Raw genomic sequence first — 23903 nt, forward strand, 5'->3', positions numbered from 1 at the left:
ATGCAGTTCGGACGCACCTACGAGGAGTTCGAGGTCGGGGCGACGTACAAGCACTGGCCGGGCAAGACGGTCACGGAGTACGACGACCACCTGTTCTGTCTCCTCACCATGAACCACCACCCGCTCCACATGGACACGAACTATGCGGAGAAGACGACCGACTTCGGCAAGAACGTCGTCGTGGGCAACTACATCTACTCCCTCCTGCTCGGCATGTCCGTGCCGGACATCTCCGGCAAGGCCATCGCCAACCTGGAGATCGAGTCGCTCAAGCACGTGGCGCCGACCTTCCACGGCGACACGGTCTACGGCCAGACGACGGTGCTCGACAAGTGGCCGTCGAAGTCGAAGGACGACCGCGGCATCGTCTACGTCGAGACCAAGGGCTACAAGCAGGACGGCACGCTGGTCTGTGTGTTCCGCCGCAAGGTGATGGTGCCGACCGAGACGTACATCAAGGAGCGCGGCGGCGAGCAGCCCGGCCGCCCCGAGCTCAAGGAGCAGGAGAAGTAGCCATGGCGCGACTCGCCCAGACCGCCGGTCTGACGGACGTCCAGCAGGAGATCCTGTCCACCGTCCGGGACTTCGTGGACAAGGAGATCATTCCGGTCGCCACGGAGCTGGAGCACCGCGACGAGTACCCGCAGGCGATCGTCGACGGGCTGAAGGAGTTGGGCCTGTTCGGCCTGATGATCCCCGAGGAGTACGGGGGCCTGGGCGAGTCGCTGCTGACCTACGCCCTCTGCGTCGAGGAGATCGCGCGCGGCTGGATGTCGGTCTCCGGCATCATCAACACCCACTTCATCGTGGCGTACATGCTCAAGCAGCACGGCACCCAGGAGCAGAAGGACCACTTCCTGCCGAGGATGGCGGCCGGCGACATCCGGGGCGCCTTCTCGATGTCGGAGCCGGGCCTCGGCTCGGACGTGTCGGCGATCACGTCGAAGGCGGTGAAGGACGGCGACGAGTACGTCCTGAACGGCCAGAAGATGTGGCTCACGAACGGCGGAACCTCCTCTCTGGTGGCCGTTCTGGTGCGAAGTGACGAAGGTCACCCCGAGGGCACCGCCCCGCACAAGTCGATGACCACCTTCCTCGTCGAGAAGGAGCCCGGCTTCGGCGAGGTGCGGCCCGGCCTCACCATCCCCGGCAAGATCGACAAGATGGGGTACAAGGGGGTCGACACCACCGAACTCATCATGGATGGCCTGCGGATTCCTGCGGATCGTGTGCTCGGCGGGGTCACCGGCCGCGGTTTCTACCAGATGATGGACGGGGTCGAAGTCGGCCGCGTGAACGTCGCGGCGCGTGGCTGTGGTGTCGCTCAGCGTGCGTTCGAACTGGGTGTCCAGTACGCACAGCAGCGTCACACCTTCGGCAAGCCGATCGCCCAGCACCAGGCGATCCAGTTCAAGCTGGCCGAGATGGCTACCAAGGTCGAGGCCGCGCATGCGATGATGGTGAACGCAGCACGCAAAAAGGACTCCGGGGAACGAAACGACCTTGAAGCCGGTATGGCGAAGTATCTTGCTTCCGAATACTGCAAGGAGGTCGTGGAGGACGCCTTCCGGATCCACGGCGGCTACGGCTTCTCCAAGGAGTACGAGATCGAGCGCCTCTACCGCGAGGCGCCGATGCTGCTGATCGGTGAAGGCACCGCCGAGATCCAGAAAATGATCATCGGCAGGCGCCTGCTCGAGGAGTATCGATTCCAGGGCTGAATGTCCGGATACGGGGTGTTTTCTTGGAGAAGAAGATCACACCCCGTCAGCACTCTTCGGCCGCCGACTCGGCTGCCTGGCTTACCCAGTTACGGCCCCGAGCCGCTACGATCGCCGGAAAGCCGCCGTCCCCCGTCAGAGTGCGGCATCATCCGCTACGAAGGTCATCCATGCCCCACAGCCAAACCTCTGCACCTCGCGACAGCCGGGCCGGCGTACGCCTCGCGCGCGGAGCATCGCCGTGGCTCCTTCCGACCGTCGCCACCGCAGCCCTCAGCCTGGCCCGCGCCCGCCGCTCCGGCGCCGCGAAGGCCGTCGCCGTTCCCGCCACCGCGCTCGCGGCGGGAATGCTGTGGTTCTTCCGCGACCCCGAGCGCGAGATCACCCAGGGCCGGGTCATCTCGCCCGCCGACGGTGTGGTGCAGAGCATCATGCCGTGGAAGGACGGCCGCACCCGCGTCGCGATCTTCATGAGCCCGCTCAACGTCCACGTGAACCGCGCCCCGCTGGCCGGCACGGTGACGTCGGTCGAGCACATCCCCGGTGGCTTCGTTCCCGCCTTCAACAAGGAGAGCGAGAACAACGAGCGTGTCGTCTGGCACTTCGACACCGAGCTCGGCGACATCGAGATGATCCAGATCGCCGGCGCGGTCGCCCGCCGCATCGTCCCCTACCTGCCCGAGGGCACCAAGGTCGAGCAGGGCGAGCGGATCGGCCTGATCCGCTTCGGCTCGCGTGTCGACCTCTATCTGCCCGAGGGCGTGGAGGTCGCGGTCGAGGTCGGGCAGAAGACCGTGGCTGGGGTGACTCGCATTGACCGTGATTGATCCTGACACCAAGGCCGGCTGGGTCCCGGAGGCCGACGAGGTCGACGAAGAGGAGGAGATGCCCCTCTCTCTGCGTCTGTCGATAGCGGACACCCTGACGCTCGGCAACGCCACGTGCGGCTTCATGGCGGTGTACTTCACCACCACCGGCATCCTGATCCCGCACCTCACGGGCAGCCAGGAGACCGGCATGGCCCGCCACAGCGCGGCCACGGCGGTCATCCTGATGCTCTGCGCGGCGGTCTTCGACCTCTTCGACGGGCTGGTGGCGCGCAAGCTGCGCTCCTCGCCCATGGGCGCGGAGCTGGACAACCTCTCCGACCTGATCAGCTTCGGGCTGGCGCCGGCGTACTTCGTGCTGGTGTACGGCATGGTCGCCGACGACGCGCACCAGCGGGTCGCGGCGGTCGGGGCGATCGTCGTCCTGCTGGCGGTGGTGCTCCGGCTTGCGCGGTTCTCGTGCGTCACGGTCAAGGACGGCACCTTCCAGGGCATGCCCTCGCCGTTCGGCGCGCTGACGGTGGTGTCCATCGTTCTGCTGGAGCTGCCCTTCGTGGCGACGCTGCTGGCGATTCTGGGGACCGCGTGGCTGATGGTGTCCCGTGTGGAATACCCCAAACCCCGGGGTCGACTCGCGGTGGCGATGCTTTCCTGGATCGTGCTCAGCATGGGCCTGCTCGCGGCGTGGGCGTTCGACGCGCCGAGCGGACAGCTGCTGCTGCAGACGGGGTGCGCGCTGCAGCTGGTCATGGGGGCGGTGATCCCGCTGTTCGCTACGGCCCGGCGGGTGAACAACTTCCGTGACAACCGGCGGGAGGCACGGGCGGCGCAGCTGCCCTGACGCTCCGCTCCCCGACGACGGGTGTGGCCCGGACCGCGACGGTCCGGGCCACACCCGTTTCGCCTTCAACGGCACCCTGTTGCTGCCTTTGACGGGTCAACTACTCCTGCTGGAGGTCGATTTGCGAGAGAAATCCTGCAAGAGGAGGGTGGAGTCAGGGGGTTTCCGCAGCTCATCCCACTAGCCATACCGGGAGGCGGTCATGCCCGCGCCCACCCTCACCGAACACAAGGTCACCCTGCAGTCCAAGATCCCGGCAAACCTCGACGAGACGGTGCAGCTGCCCGTCCGTGAGTACGACGGCACCAAGCCGAACCAGGCGCGCAAGCCGGTGCTGATGCTGCACGGCAGGAGCGTGCCGGCCCTGGCGGCCTTCGACCTCGCGCCCGTGCCCGGAGGCCGCGCCACCCGCTACAGCTTGGCCCAGGAACTCGCGGACGACGACTTCGACGTCTTCGTCATGGACCTCCAGGGCTCCGGCCGGTCGCCCCGTCCGCGGATGGACGACCCCTGCAACGCCAACCCGGTCCAGCAGCCGGTCCTCGTCCCGAACCCGCTTCAAGCCCCGTGCCCTCCTCCGCCCCCGTACGCCTTCCAGCTGGGGAACTCCGAGAGCGAGTGGTTCGAGCTCGACGCGGTGGTCCGGTACATCAGGGGCCTGCCCGGCCGGAACAAGCCGATCCGCTTCATCGGCTATTCCCTGGGCGGGGCCATCATGGGCCCCTACGCCCTCCAGCACCCCGAGAACGTCGAGAGCCTGCTCCTGCTCGCCCCGGTCTTCCCGCCCAGGGGGCGCTGGTCTGACGACCCCGCGAAGCCCTTCGGCCGCCCGGCCGAGGCTCAGCAGCTGCCGATGTCCCAGCCCGCCCTCACCTGGGGTTTCCCGATGTTCGTCGGTACGAAGACCGGCTTCAAGAACGGGCTGGACGGCAACCCGGCCCTGCGGGAGCCGGACATCGCGGACTACGCCTGGGAGGCCTGCATGGAGAGCGACCCCGAGGGCAGCAAGTGGGGCCGCGAGATCGAGCCGGGCAGGACCGAGGGCATCCTGCGGTACCGCAACACCTACTGGTGGGGCTGGAACGACCGCACAGTGCCGCACCAGAACCCCACCGGCACATACGTCCTCGGTGAGCGGATCCCCGTGCTCATCGTCTACGGGGAGCTGGACCGGGCCGCCAACAGCCCGGCGTCCTTCCCCGACCCGGTGCGCTTCTCCGTGCCGGCCCTCTACGCGGCCGTCAAGGGACCGAGGAAGCTGATGTTCTGCCTCGCCGGCGCCGGTCACTCCCTGGTGTGGGAGACCACCGCCCAGACCGTGCACCACCTGTCGAAACAGTGGTTCAAGCACGGCAAGGCGGAGGGCCAGGCCGACGGCAGCTACTTCGTGGACGCCAACGGTGAGCTGACCCCCCTGCCGTGACGGTTCAGGTCAGGAAGTCGCGCCCGATCCGTTCCGCGACGCGTTCCAGGATCGGGCCCGCCTCCGCGATGCACTTCGCCACGTCCGGTTCGGCGTCCGTCAGCGGGTAGGCGCGGCGGAAGCCGGACCGGCCCAGGACCTGTGGGGGCAGGGCGAGGCGGCCGCAGACCGCCACGACGTCCTTGCCCGCGGCCCGGGCGGCGGCGGCCACGCCCGCCGGGGCCTTGCCGTGCAGGGTCTGCTCGTCGAGCGAGCCCTCCCCGGTGATCACCAGGTCGGCGCGCTCCAGCGCGGGGGCGAAGCCCAGCACGTCGAGCATGACCTCGATGCCGGGGCGGAAGCGGGCGCCCAGCAGCAGCGCGCCGTAGCCGATGCCGCCGGCGGCTCCCGCGCCCGGCGAGGCGGCGTACTCGGCGGCCCTGGGACCGACCGCGCCCTCCAGGACCTTCGCGAAGTGCGCGAGGGCGGCGTCCAGGGTCGCCACGTCGTCCGGTGAGGCGCCCTTCTGCGGTCCGTAGACCGCGGGTGCGCCCTTGGGGCCGGTCAGCGGGTTGTCGACGTCGCTGGCGAGGACCAGTTCGACCTCGGTCAGGCGGGGGTCGAGACCCGACAGGTCCGCCGAGGCCAGCGCGGCGAGGCCGCCGCCGCCCGGGGGCACGGGCTCGCCGTCCGCGTCCAGGAACCGGGCGCCCAGCGCCGAGAGCATCCCGGCGCCGCCGTCCGTGGTGGCGCTGCCGCCGACCCCGAAGACGATCGTGCGGGCCCCCGCGTCCAGGGCGGCCCGGAGCAGCTCGCCGGAGCCGTACGTCGACGCCGTCAGCGGGGCGAAGACCCCGGCCGGCAGCCGCTGCAGCCCGCTGGCCTCGGCCATCTCCACGACGGCGGTGCCCTCGCGCAGCGCGAACGCCGCCGTCACCTCGTCGCCGAGGGGACCGGCGACCCGTACCTCGCGGCGCTCGAACCCGGCCGCGACCGCCGCGGCCACGGTCCCGTCGCCGCCGTCGGCCACGGGCAGCGCCTCGACCTCCAGGCCCGGCACGGCCCGGCGCAGCCCGGCGGTCACCCGTTCGGCGACCTCCACGGCCGTCAGCGACCCCTTGAACTTGTCCGCGGCGACGAGCACCCGCTGGGTCCGCTGTGTCCTTCGGGTACCGCTCACTGCAGCGTCCGCCACTTGCACTCCCCTTGCTCTCCGGGCCTTCACGCATGTCAAGGCCAGTCGCGCCGCTGCGACCTTAACCGGAGGACACCCCGGCCGTCAGCATCTGCCCAGCCTTCGGACCACGCCCCGAAAGGGGTAGACCGTAACCATGACCCTCGCACGCACCGAGACAGACCTGGCGAACCGCATCCTCGGCGGCTGGCAGGGCCGCATCGCGGGCAACATGCTCGGCAAGCCCGTCGAGCAGGGCGAGGTGTGGACCCGCGACCGCATCGACCGCTACCTGAGGCAGGCCTCCGCCCTCCCCCTCACCGACTACCTGCCCGAGCCGGTCAGCGAGCACGACGGCTTCGAACTGCGCCCGGAGTGGCGCCAGTGCGTCCGCGGCCGCATCCACGGCAGCTGCCGCGACGACGACGTCGACTACGCGATCCTCGGCCTGGACCTGCTGGAGACGCACGGCTTCGGCTTCAGCACCGAGCAGGTCGGCGACCTGTGGCTGCTGCGGCTGCCGTACCTGCAGACCTTCACGGCCGAGCGGGCCGCCTACCGCAACCTCGCCAACGGGCTCAAGCCGCCGCTGACGGCGACGTACGACAACCCGTACCAGGAGTGGATCGGGGCCCTGATCCGCGCCGACATCCACGGCTGGACGTGCCCCGGCGTGCCGCGCCGGGCCGCCGCGCTGGCCCGGCGGGACGCGGTGCTCTCGCATACCGGCAACGGGGTGTACGGGGCGATGTGGGCGGCGGCGCTGATCGCGGCGGCGTTCACGGCGCCCACCGTGCGGCACGCCGTCGACGAGGCCCTGGCCGTGATCCCGGCGAGCAGCCGACTGGCCCGCACGGTACGCCGGGTCGCCTCCCTGCACGACACGCGGATGTCCTGGGAGGACACGCTGACCACGGTCTCCGAGGAGACGCTGGGTCTGGGCTGGATCCACACCGTCCCGAACGCCGCCGTCCTCACGGCGGGCCTGCTCTACGGCGACGGCGACTTCACCCGCACCATCACACTGACCGTGCGCGGCGGCCTGGACACCGACTCCAACGGGGCGACGGCCGGCTCGGTCGCGGGCGTGTTCGGCGGGGCCGCGGCCATCCCGGACCAGTGGAAACTCCCCCTGGAGGACACGGTCCGCAGCGCGGTCTTCGGCTTCGACGGCGTACGGATCAGCGAACTGGCGGAGCGGACGGTGCGGCTGGCGAAGGCCGGGGGCTGATCCTGCCGGGCCCCCGTGACCCGCCCCGCCGCTATCCTGCCGGGATGAGCACACCGGACTACGTCGCCTACATCGCGTCCCTGCCCCGCGTCCTCGTCGGCGCCGCCGCGCTGTTCCGGGACGGCGAGGGGCGGGTGCTGCTGGTGGAGCCCAACTACCGGGAGGGCTGGGCGCTGCCGGGCGGCACCGTCGAGTCCGACGACGGGGAGACCCCGCGGCAGGGTGCGCGGCGCGAGACGGCCGAGGAGATCGGCCTGGACCGTGAGCTCGGCCGGCTGCTGGCGGTGGACTGGGTGCCCGGCACGGGCCGCCCGCCGCTGGTGGCGTACCTGTACGACGGCGGGGTGCTCGGTCAGGACGACCTCAAGGCGATCCGGCTGCAGGAGGAGGAGCTGCTGTCCTGGCGGCTGGTCCAGCGCGAGGAGCTGACCGACCATCTGCCGGGCGCCCTCGGCCGCCGGGTCCTGGCGGGCCTGGACGTCCTGGCGGAGGGCTCCGGTACGGCGGAGCTGGAGAACGGCCACCGGGTGGGCTGACGCCGCGCACGGTCCGGGGTTCCGGCGGCCCGCTGTCCGATATCCGTTCGCGGTCGCCCCGCCGCCCGGCCTACCCTCGCCGACATGGCCAAGTCCCTTGTCGCCCTGCTCACCGGTGCCGGGATCAGCACCGACTCCGGCATCCCCGACTACCGCGGGCCGAACGGGCTGTGGCGGCGGGATCCGGACGCCGAGAAGCTCGTCACGTACGAGTACTACATGAGCGACCCGGAGATCCGGCGCCGGTCCTGGCGGATGCGGCTGGAGACCCACGCGCTGCGCCCGGAGCCGAACGCCGCGCACCGGGCGGTGGCCGAGCTGGAGCGGTCGGAGGTGCCGGTGCGCGTGATCACGCAGAACGTGGACGGGCTGCACCAGCAGGCCGGGATGCCCGCCCGCAAGGTGCTCGAACTGCACGGCACGGCCCGGAGCTTCGTCTGCACCGGCTGCCGTGCGCGCGGCCCGATGGAGGAGGCGCTCGCGCGGATCGAGGCCGGGGAGGACGATCCGCCGTGCCGGGAGTGCGGCGGAATCCTGAAGTCGGCGACGGTGATGTTCGGTGAGCGCCTCGACCCGGTCGTCCTGGGCGAGGCGGCCGCGGTCAGCAAGGCCTGCGAGGTCTTCGTCGCCGTCGGCACGAGCCTTCAGGTGCACCCGGCGGCCGGTCTGGCCGGTGTCGCCGCCGACCACGGTGCCCGGCTGGTCGTCGTCAACGCCGAGCCGACGCCGTACGACGACCGTGCCGACGAGATCGTGCGCGAGCCGATCGGTACGGCCCTGCCCGAGCTGCTGCGCCGGCTCAGGGCCGGGGATCGGCCCGCAGGTCCGCCAGCCGGGTGAGCGCGTCCCGGGCCGCCTCGCGCTCGGCGTCGCCGAGACGGACCGCGGCGGCCCGGGTCAGGAAGTCCGCCGCTTTGTCCTCGTCCCCGAGCTGTGCCGCGACGTCCCCGCGCAGGACGAGCAGTCGCACCAGCTGGACGTCCGCCGGTGTCTCGTCGGTGAGGGCCAGCACCCGGTCGACGACCTTCGCGGCCGCCGCCGGGTCCGCCTTGGAGTCCGCCAGCAGGGACGCGTGGTGCAGGGCCCGGGCGAACGTCTCTCCGGGGGCGGGGCCGTGGCCGTGGTGTACGCCGGTGCGCTGACCGATGCGGACGCAGTTGCCGCCCGGGTCGGTCATGAGGAACTGCCGCACGCCGTAGGACATGTCCTTGAGCGGCCCGAGCCGGGGCAGCCCCCGGGTGGGGACCCTGCCGTACGCGGCCTTGAGCCCGGCCCGGAACGCCTCGTGGAGGCCGTCGACGTCGTCGGTCAGGACGTAGCAGGTGCTGAACGAGGCGGCCGGCTCGTAGTGCTTGCTTCGAGGTGACCTACGCGCAACGCAGCCCCAATCCGTACGCCGTGGTGGAACGCGGCGCCGTCGAGCTCCAGTTCTTCCCGATGAGGGTCAGAAGAGGGCCGCTCCGCGCTCGAAGTCCAGCAGGCGCTGCTTGCGTTCCAGGCCGCCGCCGTAGCCGGTGAGGCTGCCGTTCGCGCCGATGACGCGGTGGCACGGGACGATGATGCCGACGGGGTTGCGGCCGTTGGCGAGGCCGACCGCGCGGGAGGCGGCGGGGCTGCCGAGGGCGTCGGCGAGCCGGCCGTAGGTGCGCGTCTCGCCGTAGGGGATGCGGCGCAGTTCCTCCCAGACCAGGCGCTGGAAGGGGGTGCCGGTCAGGCGCAGCGGGACGGTGAACTCCCGCAGCTCGCCCGCGAAGTAGGCCTTCAGCTGCTCCTCCGCCTCCGCGAAGAGGGTGTCGTCGCGGGGGCCGAAGGACTCCTCCGGCGGGCGGTGGCGCTGGCCGGTCATGTAGAGGCCGCACAGGACGCCGTCGTCGGCGACGAGGGTGAGGGGGCCGTAGGGGCTGTCGGTCACGGTGTGCTGCTTCATCGAACGTCCCTATACCGGAAGGAAGTTGATCGGGTGGCTGTCGGTCGCCCACAGGTACTGGACCGCGTAGGCCCGCCAGGGGCGCCAGGCCGCAGCGCGCGAGGTGAGCGCGGCGGGCGTGGACGGCAGGCCGAGGTCCCGGGCGGCGCGGCGGATGCCGAGGTCGGTGGGGAGGAAGGCGTCGGGGTCACCCAGGGCGCGCATGGCGATGACGTCGGCCGTCCAGGGGCCGAAGCCGGGCAGGCCGAGGAGCTGGGCGCGGGTGCGCGGCCAGTCGCTCTCCACGCCGAGGTGGAGGTCGCCGTCGGCGAGCATGCGGACCAGGGTCGTGAAGGTCGTGCGGCGGGTGCGGGGCATCGCCAGGGTCTCGGGGTCGAGCGCCGCGAGGGCCCCGGGGGCCGGGAAGAGGTGGGTGAGGCCGCCCTCGGGGTCGTCGACCGGTTCGCCGTGCGCGGCGACCAGGCGGGCCGCGTGGGTGCGGGCGGCGGCGGTGGAGACCTGCTGGCCGAGCACGGCCCGTACGGCGAACTCGGCCTCGTCCACCGTGCGCGGGACGCGCCGCCCGGGCGCCTTGCCGACCAGCGGTGCCAGGACCGGGTCCGTGCGCAGCCGGTCGTCGACGGCGACGGGGTCGGCGTCCAGGTCGAGCAGGCGCCGGCAGCGGCTGATGGCGACGGTCAGGTCGCGCAGGTCGCCGAGGGTGAGGCGGCAGGCGATGTGGTCGGGGCCCGGGGTGAGGGCGACGATGCCGTGGCCGTGGGGCAGGCGCAGGGTGCGCCGGTAGGAGCCGTCCCGCCACTCCTCCACCCCGGGTACGGCCGTCGCGGCGAGGTGGCCGAAGAGGTTGTCGGGGTTGAGCGGGGCGCGGAACGGCAGCCGCAGGGAGAGCGCGCCGGGTGTGCTGGGGCCCTGCCGCTTCGGGGTGCGGGTGCGCAGTTCGCTCGGGGAGAGGGCGAAGACCTCCCGGACGGTGTCGTTGAAGGCGCGGATCGAGGCGAAGCCCGCGGCGAAGGCGATCTGCGCCATGGGCAGGGTCGTCGTCTCGATGAGCAGCCGGGCGGTCTGGGCTCGCTGGGCGCGGGCCAGGGCGAGGGGGCCGGCGCCAAGTTCGGCGAGGAGCTGGCGTTCGACCTGCCGGGTGCTGTAGCCGAGCCGGGCGGCGAGTCCGGGCACGCCCTCGCGGTCCACCACGCCGTCGGCGATCAGCCGCATGGCCCGGGCCACCAGGTCGGCGCGTTGGTTCCACTCCGGGGAGCCGGGGCTGGTGTCGGGCCGGCAGCGCTTGCAGGCCCGGAACCCGGCCTGCTGGCAGGACGCCGCGCTCGGGTGGAAGACCATGTTCTCCGGCTTGGGAGGCACCACCGGGCAGCTGGGACGGCAGTAGATGCCGGTCGTCAGGACGGCCGTGAAGAACCATCCGTCGAACCGCGCGTCCTTCGACTGCACGGCGCGCACGCAGTGCTCGGTGTCGGTGTGCATCCCCATCCGCATGCCTCAAGCATCGGGCACGCGGCCAGGGCGGGTCTGGCGAGAATCCGACATGGACCTCGCGGCGGTGCCCCGCACACCGGGAGAGATGAAGAATCATTCATGTGTTCGTGCCCGCCCGGTACGATGGCGCCATGGGTCATGGAGCCGTCATCCCCGCGCAGGACGCCGCACAGCGCGTCCGCCTCGACGCGGACAACGTCGCGAAGGTCGCCACCACGCTCCAGGCCCTGTCCACGCCCTCGCGGCTGCTGATCCTGGCGCGTCTGCGCGAGGGACCGCTGCCGGCCACGGAGCTGGCGGCGGAGGTGGGCATGGAGCAGTCTGCCTGCTCGCACCAGCTGCGGCTGCTGCGCAACCTGGGCCTGGTGGTGGGCGAGCGCAGGGGCCGTTCGGTGGTCTACGCGCTGCACGACCACCATGTCGCCGAGCTGCTCGACCAGGCCGTCTACCACGTCGAGCACCTGCGTCTCGGGATCAGCGACGCCGCCGACGACTGAGGCGGCGCCGCTGTCTGCCCGTCCGCCCTACTCGGTGGCGGTCGGCCGCCGTGCGGCCCGCATGGCCTCGCTCACGCGCGCCAGCGGACGCAGCCGGTAGGTGTAGGCGTAGTCCCGGTCGGCGAACAGCTTGAACTCGTCGTGCGTGTGCGCGCCCCAGCTGTTGTCGCCGCCCACGCCCATCTGGCGGTGGTTGAGGCGCAGCACCACCGCGTCCCGCGGGGTCAGCTGGTAGTCGTGGCGGGCCCCGGCCGACAGGTCCTCGGGGGTGAAGTGCGAGGCGTTGACCTCCAGCAGCGGCTCACCGGCCACGAGCAGTCCGCGCCCTGCGGCGTCGGTCAGCGCGGCCCAGCGGACATCGGTCTTGTTGCCGTTCTCCTGAGGGCGCAGATAGGGGGTCCACTGCTCGGAGACCTTCCCGGAGTACAGGCCCACGTCGGTGGCGTTGTTGCGGTCCCACATGTTCTCCTCGGGGCCGCGGCCGTAGTAGTGCAGCCGGTCCAGGCGGCGCGGCAGGAACAGCAGGGTGCCGACCTCGGGGATGTACGGCAGGTCGGCCGCGCCGGGGTGCAGGGTGTTGTCGACCTTGATCTCGCCGTTGCCGAAGACCGTGTACGTGGTGCTGAAGGCGGAGGCCGTGGCGGTGGGCAGGGTGCCGGTGAACCTGATCTCGACGGCCCGGTCGGCCAGGGGCCGGACGCGGACGTCCGCCACCGTGCGCCCGGCGCCGGCGTCGCGCCACTGCTGGTTGCGGGTGTGGTGGCCGTTGCCGCGGTCGTTGTCGGTGGGTGCCCGCCAGAAGTTCGGGACGGGTCCGGAGGTGACGAGCTTCTCGCCGCCCGCCTCGAAGGAGGTGAGGGTGCCGGTGGTCTTGTCGACGGTGAGCGTGAAGCCCTTGCCCTGGACCGTGAGGGTCTTCTCCCCGTCGGTGTGGCGCAGGGCGGGCACGCTGCGCAGCGGGGCGGGTCTCACCGCCGGGCCGCCCGCGTCGAGCGCGAGCTGCTGCTTGGCCACCTCGAAGCCCGCGTCGGCCCACGGGGTGCGCTCCCTGGTGGTGAAGGAGAACTGCAGGAAGTACTCGGTGCCGGGCGCGGGCGAGGCGGGCAGCCGGACCGGGACCTCGATGTCCTTGCGGCTCAGCGGCGCGACGTCCAGCTGCTCGCGGGTCAGCCGGCCGCGCTGGACGACCGTGCCGTCGGCGAGGAGGGACCAGCGCCCGTCGAGCTCGCGGAGGTGGGTGAAGAGGTACTCGTTGACGAGCGTGACGGCGCCGGGACCGCCCTGGGCGGAGGTGACGTTGACGGCCTGGTAGATCTGCTTGACCTCGGCGGACTTGCCCGTGAGGCCGCGGTCGGGCAGGACGATGCCGTCGCCGGAGAAGGCGCCGTCGTTGGGGTTGTCCCCCCAGTCGCCGCCGTAGGCGTGGAAGGTCCTGTCGCGCGGGCGCTTCTCGGTCAGGCCGGCGGTGGCGGCGTCGAACCAGAAGCGCACGCCCTCGTCGTCCGGGCGGCGGCTGCCGGAGGCGAGCTCGGCGGCGTCCAGGGCGCGGGCGTAGACGCGGGCCCGGCGGATGGTGCCGCTGAACTCCCGGGTGGGGTTGTCGACATCGGTGGCGAGCGAGAGCGACGCCGTGTTGACGCCGGGGCGCCGGTCGGTGGTGCGGGTGGCGCGCACCCGGCCGTCGACGTGGAGGGTGAGTGTGCCCGCTCCCGCGTCGAAGACGCCCGCGACGTGGTGCTCCGTGCCGGTCCAGTCCTCGGGCAGGGCCCAGCTCGCGGTGACCCACTGGCCGCCGCTGTGGATGAAGAACTCCAGGGTCCGCTCGGTCTGCTTGAGGGCGTACTGGGTGTCGCCCTTGGCCAGGAGCGGCTGATGGCCGCCGGTGACGTGCGGGGTGACCCAGGCCTCCAGGGTGAGGGAGCCGGTGAGGTCCAGGCGGGCGTCGCGCGGGAAGACCGTGCCGCCGAAGACGCCCCTGGCGCGGTCGAAGGTGCCGGCGGGCGCCATGATCTCGCCGCGCAGCGCGCCGGGGCCGGACTCGGTCAGCAGCGTGCGCGCCGGGGTGGGCCAGCGCAGGGCCTGGTCGGCGAAGTCCCAGATCCAGCCGCCCTGGAGGACGTCGTGGCGGCGGATGACGTCCCAGTACTTCTTGAAGTTGCCGTTGGAGTTCCCCATGCCGTGGGAGTACTCGATCATCACGTACGGGCGCGTGTCGCTCGTGTCCGCGGCCCGCTGCTCCACCCGCTGGGGGCTGTCGTACATCTCGGAGCGGATGTCGCTGATGCCCGGGCGGTCGTCGCCCTCGTACTGGATGACGCGGGTGGGGTCGTAGGAGCGGATCCAGTCGTGCATGGCGTTGAAGGTGGTGCCGCCGCCCGCCTCGTTGCCGAGGGACCAGATGACCACCGAGGCGTGGTTCTTGTCGCGGTGGACCATGTTCTGCGCGCGCACCACGCACGCCTCGGTCCACTCGGGCCGGCCGCTGCCGGGGTACCGGTCGCGGATGCCGTGCGTCTCGAGGTTGGTCTCGTCGACGAGGTAGAGGCCGTACTCGTCGGCGAGTTCGAGCCACAGCGGGCTGTTGGGGTAGTGCGAGGTGCGGACGCTGTTGATGTTGAGCCGCTTGATGATCGTGATGTCCTCGATCATCTGCGCGCGGGTCAGTGCCGAGCCGGTGACGGGGTGCATCTCGTGCCGGTTGGTGCCGCGGAACGAGACCGGCTTGCCGTTGATGCGCATCAGGCCGTCCTTGAGCGCGAACTCGCGGAAGCCGACCCGGTGCGAGAGGGTCTCGATCACCGTGCCGGACGGGTCGCGCAGACGCAGCACGGCGGTGTAGAGGTTCGGGTGCTCGGCCGACCAGAGCTTCGGCGCGGGGACGGCCCGGGCCGTCTCGACGGTGGCCTCGTCGCCCTCCGGCACGTCCACGGGCGTGCTCAGGGGCCGGGACCAGACGGCGTGGCCGCGGGCGTCGTACAGCTGGGTCTCGACGGTGTGGCGGCCCGCGCCGTCGCCGCCGTAGTCGCGCACGTGCGCGGTGACCTTGAGCTCGGCGGAGGTGTAGCCGTCCCCGAGCGGGGTGTCCAGCTTGAAGTCGCGCAGGTGGACGTTGGGCGTCGAGTAGAGGTGGACCGAGCGGAAGATGCCGCTCAGCCGGATCATGTCCTGGTCCTCCAGCCACTCCGCGTCGGAGTAGCGGTACACCTCGACGGCGATCTGGTTGGTGCCCGGCCTGAGGTGGCGGGTGATGTCGTACTCGGCGGAGGTGTAGGAGTCCTCGTGGTAGCCCGCCAGTTCGCCGTTGATCCACACGTAGTGGGCGGACTTGACGCCCTCGAAGTGCAGGAAGGTGCGCCGGCCCCGCCAGTCGCGCGGGACGGTGAAGGTGCGGCGGTACTGGCCGACGGGGTTGTAGCGGGTGGGGGCGGCGGGCGGCTGGGCGTTCTCCCCGCCGCCGTTGGGGCCCCACCAGGGGTAGGTGATGTTGACGTAGATCGGGAAGTCGTAGCCGTGCAGCTGCCAGGCGGAGGGAACCGGGATGGTGTCCCAGCCGGAGTCGTCGACGTCGGTGCGGTGGAAGTCGGGGTCGCGGTCGTCGGGGCGGTCCGCGTAGGCGAACCTCCAGGTGCCGTCCAGGCTCAGCCGGTACGGGGAGCGCGCGCGGTCACCGGTCAGGGCCTGGGTGAGGTTCGCGTACGGCGTGAGCGTGGTGTGCGGTGGCTCGGTGCCCAGGCGGTACACCGACAGTCCGTCGTTCCACTCCGGCGGGCCGTCCGCCGCCGGGCGCCGGCCGGCCGCGTACGCCGCGCCGGCGGGGGCGGACAGCGCCAGCGCGCCGAGCACGGCGGCTCCTCCCTCCAGCAGACGGCGACGGCTGACGACCGGCCGCTCGGGAGGGGCGGGCCGGCCGGGGTGGGCGGGCCGGCCGGCGGGAGACGGGAGCGGGTGGGGGTGCGGGTGGGGGTGCGGCATGCCGTGGCCTTCCTCGGTTCGACAGGGTCGTGCTGCACGGACTGAGGGCACGTCAGACGCGATCCCCAACTGCGCGTCGGCGACGGGCGTTTCTGTTGGGGCAGGGGGCAACTGACGGTGACGGAGCAACTGCTGAGCAGGCACACCCTAGGACTCGAACACAACCGAAGCAATGACCGCGTCGGACTTTGTGCGGTCCTGATGGTTCGCCTCGGGAGGGGCCTGACCCCGGCGGTTCGGCGGCGGGGATCCACGCGCCCTGCGGAACCGGCCCCAGCGGGCTGTTCCCGACCCGGTGGCCGGATCCCGGCGTCGGCACCAGCCGCTCAGGACGCCGCTCCCCCGCTGCGCGCAACGGCGGTTTTTTGTCATTTCGGCGCGACAGTGTCGCTCCGGCGACCGTACTGTGACCTCATCGGACGGCCTGAAACGGATCTCGGCGGTACCTCTTGCCGCGCCGGAAGGAGCGGCTCGCATGAGTGGCTATGCGACCTCGGAGCCCGACGCCGTCGCGGGCACGCCCGGCGGGCTGCTGGACCTGCTGAAGGTCGCGGCCGTCGTCCTGGACGCGTCCGGGCACATCGCGCTGTGGAGCCCGGAGATCGAGCAGCTGCTCGGCTGGACCGCCGAGGAGGCCCTGCGCCAGCGCGCCGACACCCTGCTCGTGGCGCCCGCGGACCGGGCCCGGGGCAGGGAGCTGTTCGCCCAGGTCAGCGCGGGCGGGCGGTGGGCCGGTGTGTTCCCGCTGCGCCACCGCGACGGCACGGCACGCGCCGTGGAGTTCCGCACGATGCGGCTGCTCGACCCCGAGGGACAGCCCCATCTGCTGGGGCTCGCCGCGGACGCGACGACGGTACGGAAGGTGGAGCGGGACCTCGCCCTCTCGCACAGCCTCGTCAACCAGACCCCGCTCGGCATCGCCGTCTTCGACAACGACCTGCGCTGGGTGGGGGTCAACCCCGCGCTGGAGCAGATCAACGGCGTCCCCGAGGAGGCCCTGCTGGGGCGCCGGGTCGGAGAGGTGCTGCCCGGCCTGGACGTGGAGGCCATCGAGGCCCGGATGCGGCACGTGCTGCGCACCGGGCGCCCGCTCCTGGACCAGCAGACCGTCGGCCGGACGGCCGGGGACGCGGAGGACCGGGCGTACTCGGAGTCGTACCACCGCATCGAGGACATCGACGGGCGGGTGCTGGGCCTCGCCATGGCCGTGCTGGACGTCACCGAGCGGCAGCAGGCGGCGGCGGAGGTCGCGCAGGCGCGCCAGCACCTGTCGGTGATCGCCGACGCGGGCGTGCGCATCGGCACGACCCTGGACCTGCGGCAGACCGCGCGGGAGCTGGCCGACGTGGTGGTGCCGCAGCTCGCGGACCTGGCCGCCGTGGACGTGCTGGAGTCCGTCGTCGCGCACGGCACCATCGTGCCCGTGACGGGCGGCGCTCCGGCCGAGTTCCGGGCGCTGGCCGTCGCGGCCGGCTACCCCACCGACGCCATCCACGCCGCCGACCCGGTGGGCGAGGTCGCCACCTACGGCTCCTCGCGCGTCATCACCCGGTGCGTGCGCAGTGCCCGCCCGGTCCTGGTCGAGCACGTGGACTCCAGGATGCTGCGGCGCCTGGCCCGGGACGCGCGGGCCGCCCAGGCCCTGCACGAGGCCGGTGCGCACTCCTACCTGGCGCTGCCGCTGCTGGCCCGGGGCAAGGTGCTCGGCACGCTGTCGCTGTACCGCACCGTCAACGAGCGCCCCTTCGACGCACGGGACCAGCTGCTCGCCTCCGAACTGGCCGCGCGCGCCGCGATCTGCATCGACAACGCCCGCCTCTACGGACGGGAACGCGGCACCGCGCTGACCCTCCAGCGCAGTCTGCTCCCGGCCCCGCCCGCCGAGCAGGAAGGGCTCGACATCGCGGCCCGTTACCGCCCGGCGCTCAGCGAGGTCGGCGGCGACTGGTACGACGTGCTGCGGCTGGGGCCGGGCCGTATCGGGCTGGTCGTCGGGGACGTGATGGGCAAGGGCGTCCAGGCCGCGGCGATCATGGGGCAGCTGAGCACGGCGACCCGGGCGCTCGCCCGGCTCGACCTGCCGCCCGCCGAGCTGCTGCGGCACCTCGACGACATCGCGGGCTCGCTGGGCGACGCCATCGCCACGTGTGTGTACGCCGTGTGCGACCTGGGGCGCGGTGTCTGCGAGCTGTCCAGCGCCGGTCACCTGCCGCCCGTGCTCGCCGGGGCGGACGGCGGGGCGCGCCTCGTCGAGGTGCCCGGCGGTGTGCCGCTCGGGGTGGGCGGCGTGGAGTTCGGCACGGTGGAGGTGGAACTCGCCCCGGGGGCGCTGCTCGCGCTGTACACCGACGGGCTGGTGGAGACCCGCGGGGAGCCGATCGACACGGGCCTCGACACCCTGACCCGCCTCCTGTCGAAGGCGGCCCCGGACCTCCAGCGCACCGGCGACCACCTGCTCGGCGCGCTGCGCCCGGAGCCGGACGACGACGTGGCCCTGCTCCTGGTCCGCCGGCACGTCTGAGAAGACCGCCACCGGCACCGGCACCGGCACCGGCACCCCAGCGCGAGCCACCCCGCCGGGGCAGCCGCCGTCAGTGCGGGTTTCGGTGTGGGGCGGTGGTGCCGAAGGCGATGCGTGCTACCTGGGGCCAGTCCGCCACCGGTCTGTGCACCGGGACTCCGGGGCGGCGGCGTGGTACCCGTACGCGCAGGGCGCCGGGTTCGACGCGGACCACCACGGGAACCGGCAGCACCACGTGTTCGCCGTCGATGCCCACCGGGACGGTGTCCGTGTCCGCCTCGACCACCACCTCGCGCGCCGTGAGACGCAGCAGGCCCGGGGCGCGGGGGCCGCGCGCCATCCCCGCCGCCTGCGCGGCGTTCTCCACGCGCACGCCCAGGACGCCGAGCCGGCCGGAGTCCAGTCGCTCCCTGCGGCCCGGGTGGGGCGAGTCGACGGCGCGGCGGTAGGGGTTGTTGCTGACGAGCAGCGCCTGGAGGCCCTCGGCGCGGGCGTCGTCGGCCCGCATCCGCAGCCTCGGCGCGTCCGGGCCGGTCAGCAGGCCGGGCAGGGTGCGCAGGGCCGTGTGCACCTTGTCGTCGCGGTAGGCGGGGGACGCGACGACGGACGCGTACGTGCCGAACGAGGCGTTGTTGACGAAGACCCGTCCGGCCGCGAAGCCGAGGTCCACGTCCAGTTCGACACCGTCGGCCAGGGCGTCCAGCGCCGCGGCCGGATCCTCGCGGTCGAGTCCGAGGTCGAGGGCGAAGTGGTTGCGGGTGCCGGCCGGGATCACCAGGAAGGGCAGGCGGTGCCGGGCCGCGACCTCCGCCACCAGGGCCTGCGTGCCGTCACCGCCGGCCACGCCCAGCAGGTCCGCGCCGTCGGACACCGCCTGCCGGGCCAGTGCGGACACGTCCTGGTGCCCGGAGCCGAGCAGCACGACCCGGGCGCCCGCGGCCCGGGCCCTGTCCTCCAGGTGGAAGCGCCCCACCTTGCCACCGCCGGAGCGGGGGTTCATGAGGATCCAGGGATGGCGGGCCGCCGCGGCGCCGTGCTCCGCCGCGACCGGGTCGGCACCGGGCGTGAGGGCGATCCTGGCGGCGGCGACGGCGGCGCCCCACAGCGCGAGGGAGGCCAGCGCCGGGCCCAGCATCCCGGCGGTGGCGTACAGCGCCAGGACGGCGGCCGGCGCCGCCACGGCCAGCAGGAGCCCGGCGGCCCGGGCGGGGCCGGTGCGGGCCAGCGCCCACCACACGCCGGCGGCGGCGAGCGCCAGCCCGGCCAGGCCGAGCAGGAGCCACAGCACGCTGCGCAGTCCGGCCGCGGCCAGGGCGACGGCCGCGCTCGCCAGGAGGGCGAGCACGGCCAGCCGGGCCCAACCCGCCGCGCCCGGACGGAAGGGGCCCACGGTGTGCCTCACGGATTGCCCGGCGGCCGTTCGAAGGGCTCCCAGGCATCGTCCTTGCGCACGGTGCACAGGGCCCAGATGATGATCGCCGACATCGCGATCATCACGACCGACCAGACCGGGTAGTACGGCAGGGACAGGAAGTTGGCGATGATCACGAGCCCGGCGATGCCCACGCCGGCGACGCGCGCCCACGTCGACGCCTGGAACAGCCCGGCACTGACGATCACGGCGGCCACGCCCAGGAACAGGTGGACCCAGCCCCAGCCGCTGAGGTCGAACTCGAAGACGTAGTTGCGGGTGTTGACGAAGACGTCGTCCTCGGCGATCGCCGCGATGCCGCGCAGGATGTCCATGATCCCGGCGATCATCAGCATCACGGCGCCGAAAGCCGTCAGGCCGACGGCCCATTCGCGTTTGGCTCTCGACGGCGTGTGCGTGGGGTGTGTGGCGGTCATCCTGCTGCCTCGTTTCTTGCTGCGTCCGGCGCCTTCAGCGACCGGAGGGGGAGGTGGCGGAGGCCGGGGAGTCCGAGGCGGTGGAGCCGCTCAGCACCAGGTCCTTCGCCTTGCGGAACTCCTCGTCCGTGATGTCACCGCGGGCACGGATCTCGGACAGGCGGGAGAGTTCGTCGACGCTGCTCGACCCGCCGCGGGCGGTCTGCCGTACGTAGTCGTCGAAGGCCTGCTGCTGCCGGCGCGCCTGGGACGCTTCCCGGCGGCCCATGTCCTTGCCCCGCGCGACGACGTAGACGAAGACGCCGACGAACGGCAGGACGATGCAGAAGACCAGCCAGCCGGCCTTGCCCCAGCCGCTCATCGTGTCGTCCCGGAAGATGTCGAAGACGATCCGGAAGAGCAGGACGAACCACATGATCCACAGGAAGAAGACCAGCATCGTCCAGAAGGCGCTCAGCAGCGGATAGTCGTACGCCAGGTAGGTCTGCGCGGTCATGTCACTCCTCCGTCCCGGGCGCACGCCCGGCAGCAGCTCCGTGCCCCTTCAGGCTGGCCGGTGCCACGGGGGCCCCGCCTCACCCGGGGCGGGTGAACATGTCAGCGGCGGCGCCCCGGCGCAGCGCGGCCCGCCAGGCCAGCGCCAGCCCCGCTTCGGCCAGGCCGAGGAGAACCAGCCACAGACCGAGCAGCCGGGTCAGCGCCCGGGCGGACTCGGCGGGCAGGGCCAGTACGACGACACCCGCGACGACGGCCAGGACGGCGGCGCCGAGCAGGAAGCCGCGGTGCGGCAGGTCCCGGGCGGCCAGGGCGGTGTAGAGGGTGAGCAGGCCGGACACCAGCCAGACCAGGCCGACGATCAGGGACAGCGCGGTGATGGTCTGCAGGGGGTTGCGCAGGCACAGCACCCCGGCCAGGACGTACAGCACGGCCAGCAGGAGGCCGGGCAGGCGGTGGCCCGGTTCCGGCCGGGCGAACGTCTCGACGAACCGGAACGCCCCGGCGGCCAGCAGGTACAGGCCGATCAGGACCGCCACGACGTGCAGGGTCGCCTCCGGCCAGACCAGGAGCAGGATGCCCGGCACGAGGGTCGCGACCGCCGAGGCGAGGATCCAGGTCCAGGAGCGGCCGACCGCGGCCAGCAGGTCCGCGGGGTCCGCCGCGCGAGCGGGCCCGGGGCCGTCGGGCCCGGGCCCGCCGCCGTACTCTTCCGCGTCCGGACCGCGGCCTGGCGACGTGGTCATGGCTCCTCCTTCTGCCGCACGGCCCCTGAGGGCCAGCGTCACGCGAGCCCGGGCCGCTGGGGTCACCCCCGACGGGTGATCCCTCCCCACCACCGCCGCGGCGAGCCTGGAGGGACAGCGGGCCGGCGCCGGCGTCGGGCGCACGGGCCACCCGGCGCCGGCGCGGGACCGCCCCGATCCGCCCGAGCGCTGCCCGTGACGGCACAGGAACCGCCCCGATCCGCACGAGAGCCGCCGGGGCCGGCGCGGGAACCGCCCGGATACCGGCACGAGAAGTGCCCGGGACGGCGCGGGAACGGCCCGGGTCCTCACAGGAGCCGCCCGGATACCGGCGCAGGAGCTGCCCGGTGCCGGGCGCCAGAGCGGGAGAGCACGCGATGAGGGATCGAGCGACCGCCCGGACCGGCGCCGTCGGGCCCCCGCACGACCGGGAGCCGCGGGGCCGCGAGCCGCAGAGCCGCGAGCCGCGACGGCGGCGTGCCTCGGCCGCGGCTCTCGCCCGGGCGCTTCTCATCGCGACCGGGCTCCTCACCGTCTACTACCTGCTCCCCCTGGACGGACGCCTGTCGAGCGGTGCCTCGGTCGTACTCGTCTTCGGACTGCTGCTGGTCGTGGTGGTCTTCTGGTGGGAGGTGCGGGCCATCGTGGACTCCCCCTGGCCGCGGCTGAAGGCCGTGGAGGCCCTGGCCACGACGCTGGCGCTGTTCCTGCTGCTCTTCGCGACCGCCTACTTCCTGCTGGAGCACACCACCCCGGGCTCGTTCAGCGAGCCGCTGACCAAGACGGACTCCCTCTACTTCACGCTCACCACGTTCACGACCGTCGGCTACGGCGACATCGCGGCCCGCTCCCAGACCGGGCGGGTCATCACGATGGTCCAGATGCTCGGCGGGCTGCTGCTGGTGGGCGTGGCCGCGAAGATCCTCGCGGGCGCGGTGCAGGCGGGCCTGCGCCGGCAGGGCCGGGAGCCGACGGACGACTTCCCCCGCGGCCGGAGGGCCGAACGATGACCGTAACGGGCTCCCCCAGTTCCTTCCTGTCCCCCGCCGAACGCGCCGCCGGGGGCCGTAACGCGCGGCGGCGCTCGCCGCGGTCCTCCCACGGCCGGCTGGAGGCGGGACCCGGGCGGTTCGACCCGGTGGAGGTGGTGGAGCGGCAGTCGGCGACGCGCGTACCGGAGCTGGTGCCGATCCGCTACGGCCGCATGCTGGAATCGCCGTTCCGTTTCTACCGGGGCGCCGCCGCGATCATGGCGGCGGACCTCGGGTCGGCCCCCGACACCGGGCTGCGGGTGCAGCTCTGCGGGGACGCCCATCTGCTGAACTTCCGGCTGCTGGCCTCCCCGGAGCGGCATCTGGTCTTCGACATCAACGACTTCGACGAGACCCTGGCCGGGCCCTTCGAGTGGGACGTCAAACGGCTCGCGGCCAGTATCGCGATCGCCGGCCGGGCGAACGGCTTCGGCACCGCGGAGCAGGACGACGCGGTGGCCACCTGCGTACGCGCCTACCGGCGGCGGATGCGGGAGTTCGCCGGCATGCGCGTGCTGGACATCTGGTACGCGCAGGACGACGCCGACCGCCTGCAGGAACTGATGGCCGCCTCGATGACGAAGGAGGCCAGGCGCCGCACCGCCCAGGCGACGGCGAAGGCCCGGACCCGCACGCATCTGCAGGCCCTGGCCAAACTCACGGCCGTCACGGACGAGGGCCGGCGGATCGCAGCCGACCCGCCGCTCATCACCCCGCTGCGCGACCTGCTCGCCGGCTCCTCGGCGCAGGACCAGGAGAAGGAGGTGCGCGGCGTCCTGGAGGGGTACGCCCGCAGCCTGTCGTCCGAGCGGCGGCACCTGCTGCGCCACTACCGGATGGTCGACGTCGCCCGCAAGGTCGTGGGCGTGGGCAGCGTCGGCACGCGCTGCTGGATCGCGCTGCTGCTCGGCCGTGACGACGACGACCCGCTGCTGCTCCAGGCCAAGGAGGCGCAGGAGTCGGTGCTGGCCGCCCACACCGAGGGCATCCGCTACGACAACGAGGGACGCCGCGTCGTGGCGGGGCAGCGGCTGATCCAGACCACCAGCGACATCCTGCTCGGCTGGACGCACGCCGTGGGCCTCGACGGCCGCGAGCGGGACTTCTACGTGCGGCAGTTGCGGGACTGGAAGGGCATCGCCCGGCCGGAGACCATGGACCCGGGGCTGCTCCGGCTGTTCGCGCGGCTGTGCGGGGCGAGTCTGGCCCGGGCCCACGCCCGCTCGGGCGACCCCGTCGCCATCGCCGCCTACCTGGGGGGCAGCGACCGCTTCGACCGCGCCCTCACCGGTTTCGCGCAAGCCTACGCCGACCGCAACCAGCGGGACTTCGAGGCGCTCGGCGCCGCCGCCGCCTCCGGCCGGATCCGTACGGCCGTCCTGTGACGCCCCGACCGGCTCCCGGCTCACTCCGGGAGCCGGCGCATCTCGACGACCCTGAGCCCCAGCGACTGGAAGCGGCTCAGCAGCCCGTACAGATGGGCCTCGTCGACCACGGGTCCGAACAGGACGGTCTGCCCGGCCATCAGCACGTGGTCCAGCTCCGGGAAGACCTTGGCCAGCGTCTCCGACATCTGTCCCTCGACGCGGATCTCATAGCGCATGGGCTGCCCTTCCCCGGGCTCAGTGGGGTGTGCGGTGCGC

Annotated in this window: 21 protein-coding genes and 1 pseudogene; 12 read left to right on the forward strand and 10 right to left on the reverse strand. The window is 72.6% G+C overall.

Going from position 1 to position 23903, the window contains the following annotated elements:
* The 5 genes from CHR28_RS25450 (at position 1) to CHR28_RS25470 (ending at position 4812) form a co-directional block, all read left to right on the forward strand.
* Positions 1-513, forward strand: coding sequence for a MaoC family dehydratase (locus CHR28_RS25450; protein ID WP_094056015.1), 513 nt, complete (start codon positions 1-3; stop codon positions 511-513).
* Positions 514-515: 2 nt separating this feature from the next.
* Complete coding sequence (locus CHR28_RS25455; protein WP_094056016.1) at positions 516-1721, forward strand: acyl-CoA dehydrogenase family protein; 1206 nt, start codon at positions 516-518, stop codon at positions 1719-1721.
* 170 nt (positions 1722-1891) lie between these two features.
* Positions 1892-2548, forward strand: a complete 657-nt coding sequence (locus CHR28_RS25460) for a phosphatidylserine decarboxylase (RefSeq protein ID WP_053671161.1) — start codon at positions 1892-1894, stop codon at positions 2546-2548.
* Positions 2549-2606: 58 nt separating this feature from the next.
* Complete coding sequence (gene pssA, locus CHR28_RS25465) at positions 2607-3389, forward strand: CDP-diacylglycerol--serine O-phosphatidyltransferase (RefSeq protein ID WP_050810223.1); 783 nt, start codon at positions 2607-2609, stop codon at positions 3387-3389.
* A gap of 202 nt (positions 3390-3591) precedes the next feature.
* Entirely contained in the window at positions 3592-4812 is a 1221-nt protein-coding gene (locus CHR28_RS25470) for an alpha/beta fold hydrolase (protein ID WP_094056017.1), read from the forward strand.
* 4 nt (positions 4813-4816) lie between these two features.
* On the opposite strand, the gene CHR28_RS25475 is transcribed toward CHR28_RS25470, so the two are convergent.
* Positions 4817-5935 carry a glycerate kinase gene (locus tag CHR28_RS25475; RefSeq protein WP_094056018.1) on the reverse strand — a complete coding sequence of 373 codons (1119 nt, stop codon included), beginning with the start codon at positions 5933-5935 and terminating at the stop codon, positions 4817-4819.
* 187 nt (positions 5936-6122) lie between these two features.
* Here CHR28_RS25475 and CHR28_RS25480 point away from each other — a divergent pair, with 187 nt between their 5' ends.
* The 3 genes from CHR28_RS25480 (at position 6123) to CHR28_RS25490 (ending at position 8572) form a co-directional block, all read left to right on the forward strand.
* Positions 6123-7196 carry an ADP-ribosylglycohydrolase family protein gene (locus CHR28_RS25480; protein WP_094056019.1) on the forward strand — a complete coding sequence of 358 codons (1074 nt, stop codon included), beginning with the start codon at positions 6123-6125 and terminating at the stop codon, positions 7194-7196.
* Positions 7197-7240: 44 nt separating this feature from the next.
* Complete coding sequence (locus CHR28_RS25485; RefSeq protein WP_094056020.1) at positions 7241-7732, forward strand: NUDIX domain-containing protein; 492 nt, start codon at positions 7241-7243, stop codon at positions 7730-7732.
* An 84-nt stretch (positions 7733-7816) separates the two neighbouring features.
* A complete protein-coding gene (locus tag CHR28_RS25490) occupies positions 7817-8572 on the forward strand; it encodes an SIR2 family NAD-dependent protein deacylase (protein WP_094056021.1) in 756 nt (251 codons plus the stop codon).
* On the opposite strand, the pseudogene CHR28_RS25495 reads toward CHR28_RS25490, so the two are convergent.
* The 3 genes and pseudogenes from CHR28_RS25495 to CHR28_RS25505 all read right to left on the reverse strand — a co-directional run.
* Positions 8532-9086, reverse strand: a pseudogene (locus tag CHR28_RS25495) (VOC family protein); the annotation flags it as partial. The gene CHR28_RS25490 and the pseudogene CHR28_RS25495 overlap by 41 nt on opposite strands.
* A gap of 90 nt (positions 9087-9176) precedes the next feature.
* The gene (locus tag CHR28_RS25500) at positions 9177-9659 is read right to left on the reverse strand and encodes a methylated-DNA--[protein]-cysteine S-methyltransferase (protein WP_094056022.1); all 483 of its coding nucleotides are present in this window, start codon (positions 9657-9659) and stop codon (positions 9177-9179) included.
* Positions 9660-9668: 9 nt separating this feature from the next.
* Complete coding sequence (locus CHR28_RS25505; protein WP_306437576.1) at positions 9669-11150, reverse strand: AlkA N-terminal domain-containing protein; 1482 nt, start codon at positions 11148-11150, stop codon at positions 9669-9671.
* A 131-nt stretch (positions 11151-11281) separates the two neighbouring features.
* Between CHR28_RS25505 and CHR28_RS25510 the strand changes: the two genes are divergently transcribed.
* Positions 11282-11647: an ArsR/SmtB family transcription factor gene (locus tag CHR28_RS25510; protein ID WP_094056092.1), complete on the forward strand. Its 366-nt coding sequence runs from the start codon at positions 11282-11284 to the stop codon at positions 11645-11647.
* Between the two features lie 27 nt (positions 11648-11674).
* On the opposite strand, the gene CHR28_RS25515 is transcribed toward CHR28_RS25510, so the two are convergent.
* Positions 11675-15619 (reverse strand): glycoside hydrolase family 2 TIM barrel-domain containing protein, encoded by a 3945-nt coding sequence (locus CHR28_RS25515; protein WP_094056023.1) that lies wholly within the window; start codon positions 15617-15619, stop codon positions 11675-11677.
* 475 nt (positions 15620-16094) lie between these two features.
* On the opposite strand from CHR28_RS25515, the gene CHR28_RS25520 reads away from it, so the two are divergent.
* Positions 16095-18140 carry a SpoIIE family protein phosphatase gene (locus CHR28_RS25520; protein WP_094056024.1) on the forward strand — a complete coding sequence of 682 codons (2046 nt, stop codon included), beginning with the start codon at positions 16095-16097 and terminating at the stop codon, positions 18138-18140.
* Positions 18141-18210: 70 nt separating this feature from the next.
* Here CHR28_RS25520 and CHR28_RS25525 read toward each other — a convergent pair whose 3' ends face one another.
* The 4 genes from CHR28_RS25525 to CHR28_RS25540 all read right to left on the reverse strand — a co-directional run bounded on the left by CHR28_RS25525 (position 18211) and on the right by CHR28_RS25540 (position 21229).
* Positions 18211-19530, reverse strand: a complete 1320-nt coding sequence (locus CHR28_RS25525; RefSeq protein WP_094056025.1) for a diacylglycerol/lipid kinase family protein — start codon at positions 19528-19530, stop codon at positions 18211-18213.
* 8 nt (positions 19531-19538) lie between these two features.
* A complete protein-coding gene (locus tag CHR28_RS25530; RefSeq protein WP_094056026.1) occupies positions 19539-19988 on the reverse strand; it encodes a DUF7144 family membrane protein in 450 nt (149 codons plus the stop codon).
* A gap of 34 nt (positions 19989-20022) precedes the next feature.
* Entirely contained in the window at positions 20023-20484 is a 462-nt protein-coding gene (locus CHR28_RS25535; RefSeq protein ID WP_094056027.1) for an SHOCT domain-containing protein, read from the reverse strand.
* Positions 20485-20563: 79 nt separating this feature from the next.
* On the reverse strand, positions 20564-21229 hold the full coding sequence (locus CHR28_RS25540; protein WP_094056028.1) for an HdeD family acid-resistance protein: 666 nt from the start codon (positions 21227-21229) through the stop codon (positions 20564-20566).
* 377 nt (positions 21230-21606) lie between these two features.
* On the opposite strand from CHR28_RS25540, the gene CHR28_RS25545 reads away from it, so the two are divergent.
* Both CHR28_RS25545 and CHR28_RS25550 read left to right on the forward strand, forming a co-directional pair.
* The gene (locus CHR28_RS25545) at positions 21607-22239 is read left to right on the forward strand and encodes a potassium channel family protein (RefSeq protein WP_094056029.1); all 633 of its coding nucleotides are present in this window, start codon (positions 21607-21609) and stop codon (positions 22237-22239) included.
* Positions 22236-23645 carry a DUF2252 domain-containing protein gene (locus CHR28_RS25550; protein WP_094056030.1) on the forward strand — a complete coding sequence of 470 codons (1410 nt, stop codon included), beginning with the start codon at positions 22236-22238 and terminating at the stop codon, positions 23643-23645. The genes CHR28_RS25545 and CHR28_RS25550 overlap by 4 nt, the downstream gene beginning before the upstream one ends.
* A gap of 20 nt (positions 23646-23665) precedes the next feature.
* On the opposite strand, the gene CHR28_RS25555 is transcribed toward CHR28_RS25550, so the two are convergent.
* Positions 23666-23863, reverse strand: a complete 198-nt coding sequence (locus CHR28_RS25555; protein WP_094056031.1) for a hypothetical protein — start codon at positions 23861-23863, stop codon at positions 23666-23668.
* Positions 23864-23903: the final 40 nt, after the last annotated feature.

Origin of the sequence: Streptomyces sp. XY006, from assembly GCF_002237655.1 — a bacterium.
Classification (GTDB): Bacteria; Actinomycetota; Actinomycetes; order Streptomycetales; family Streptomycetaceae; genus Streptomyces; species Streptomyces levis.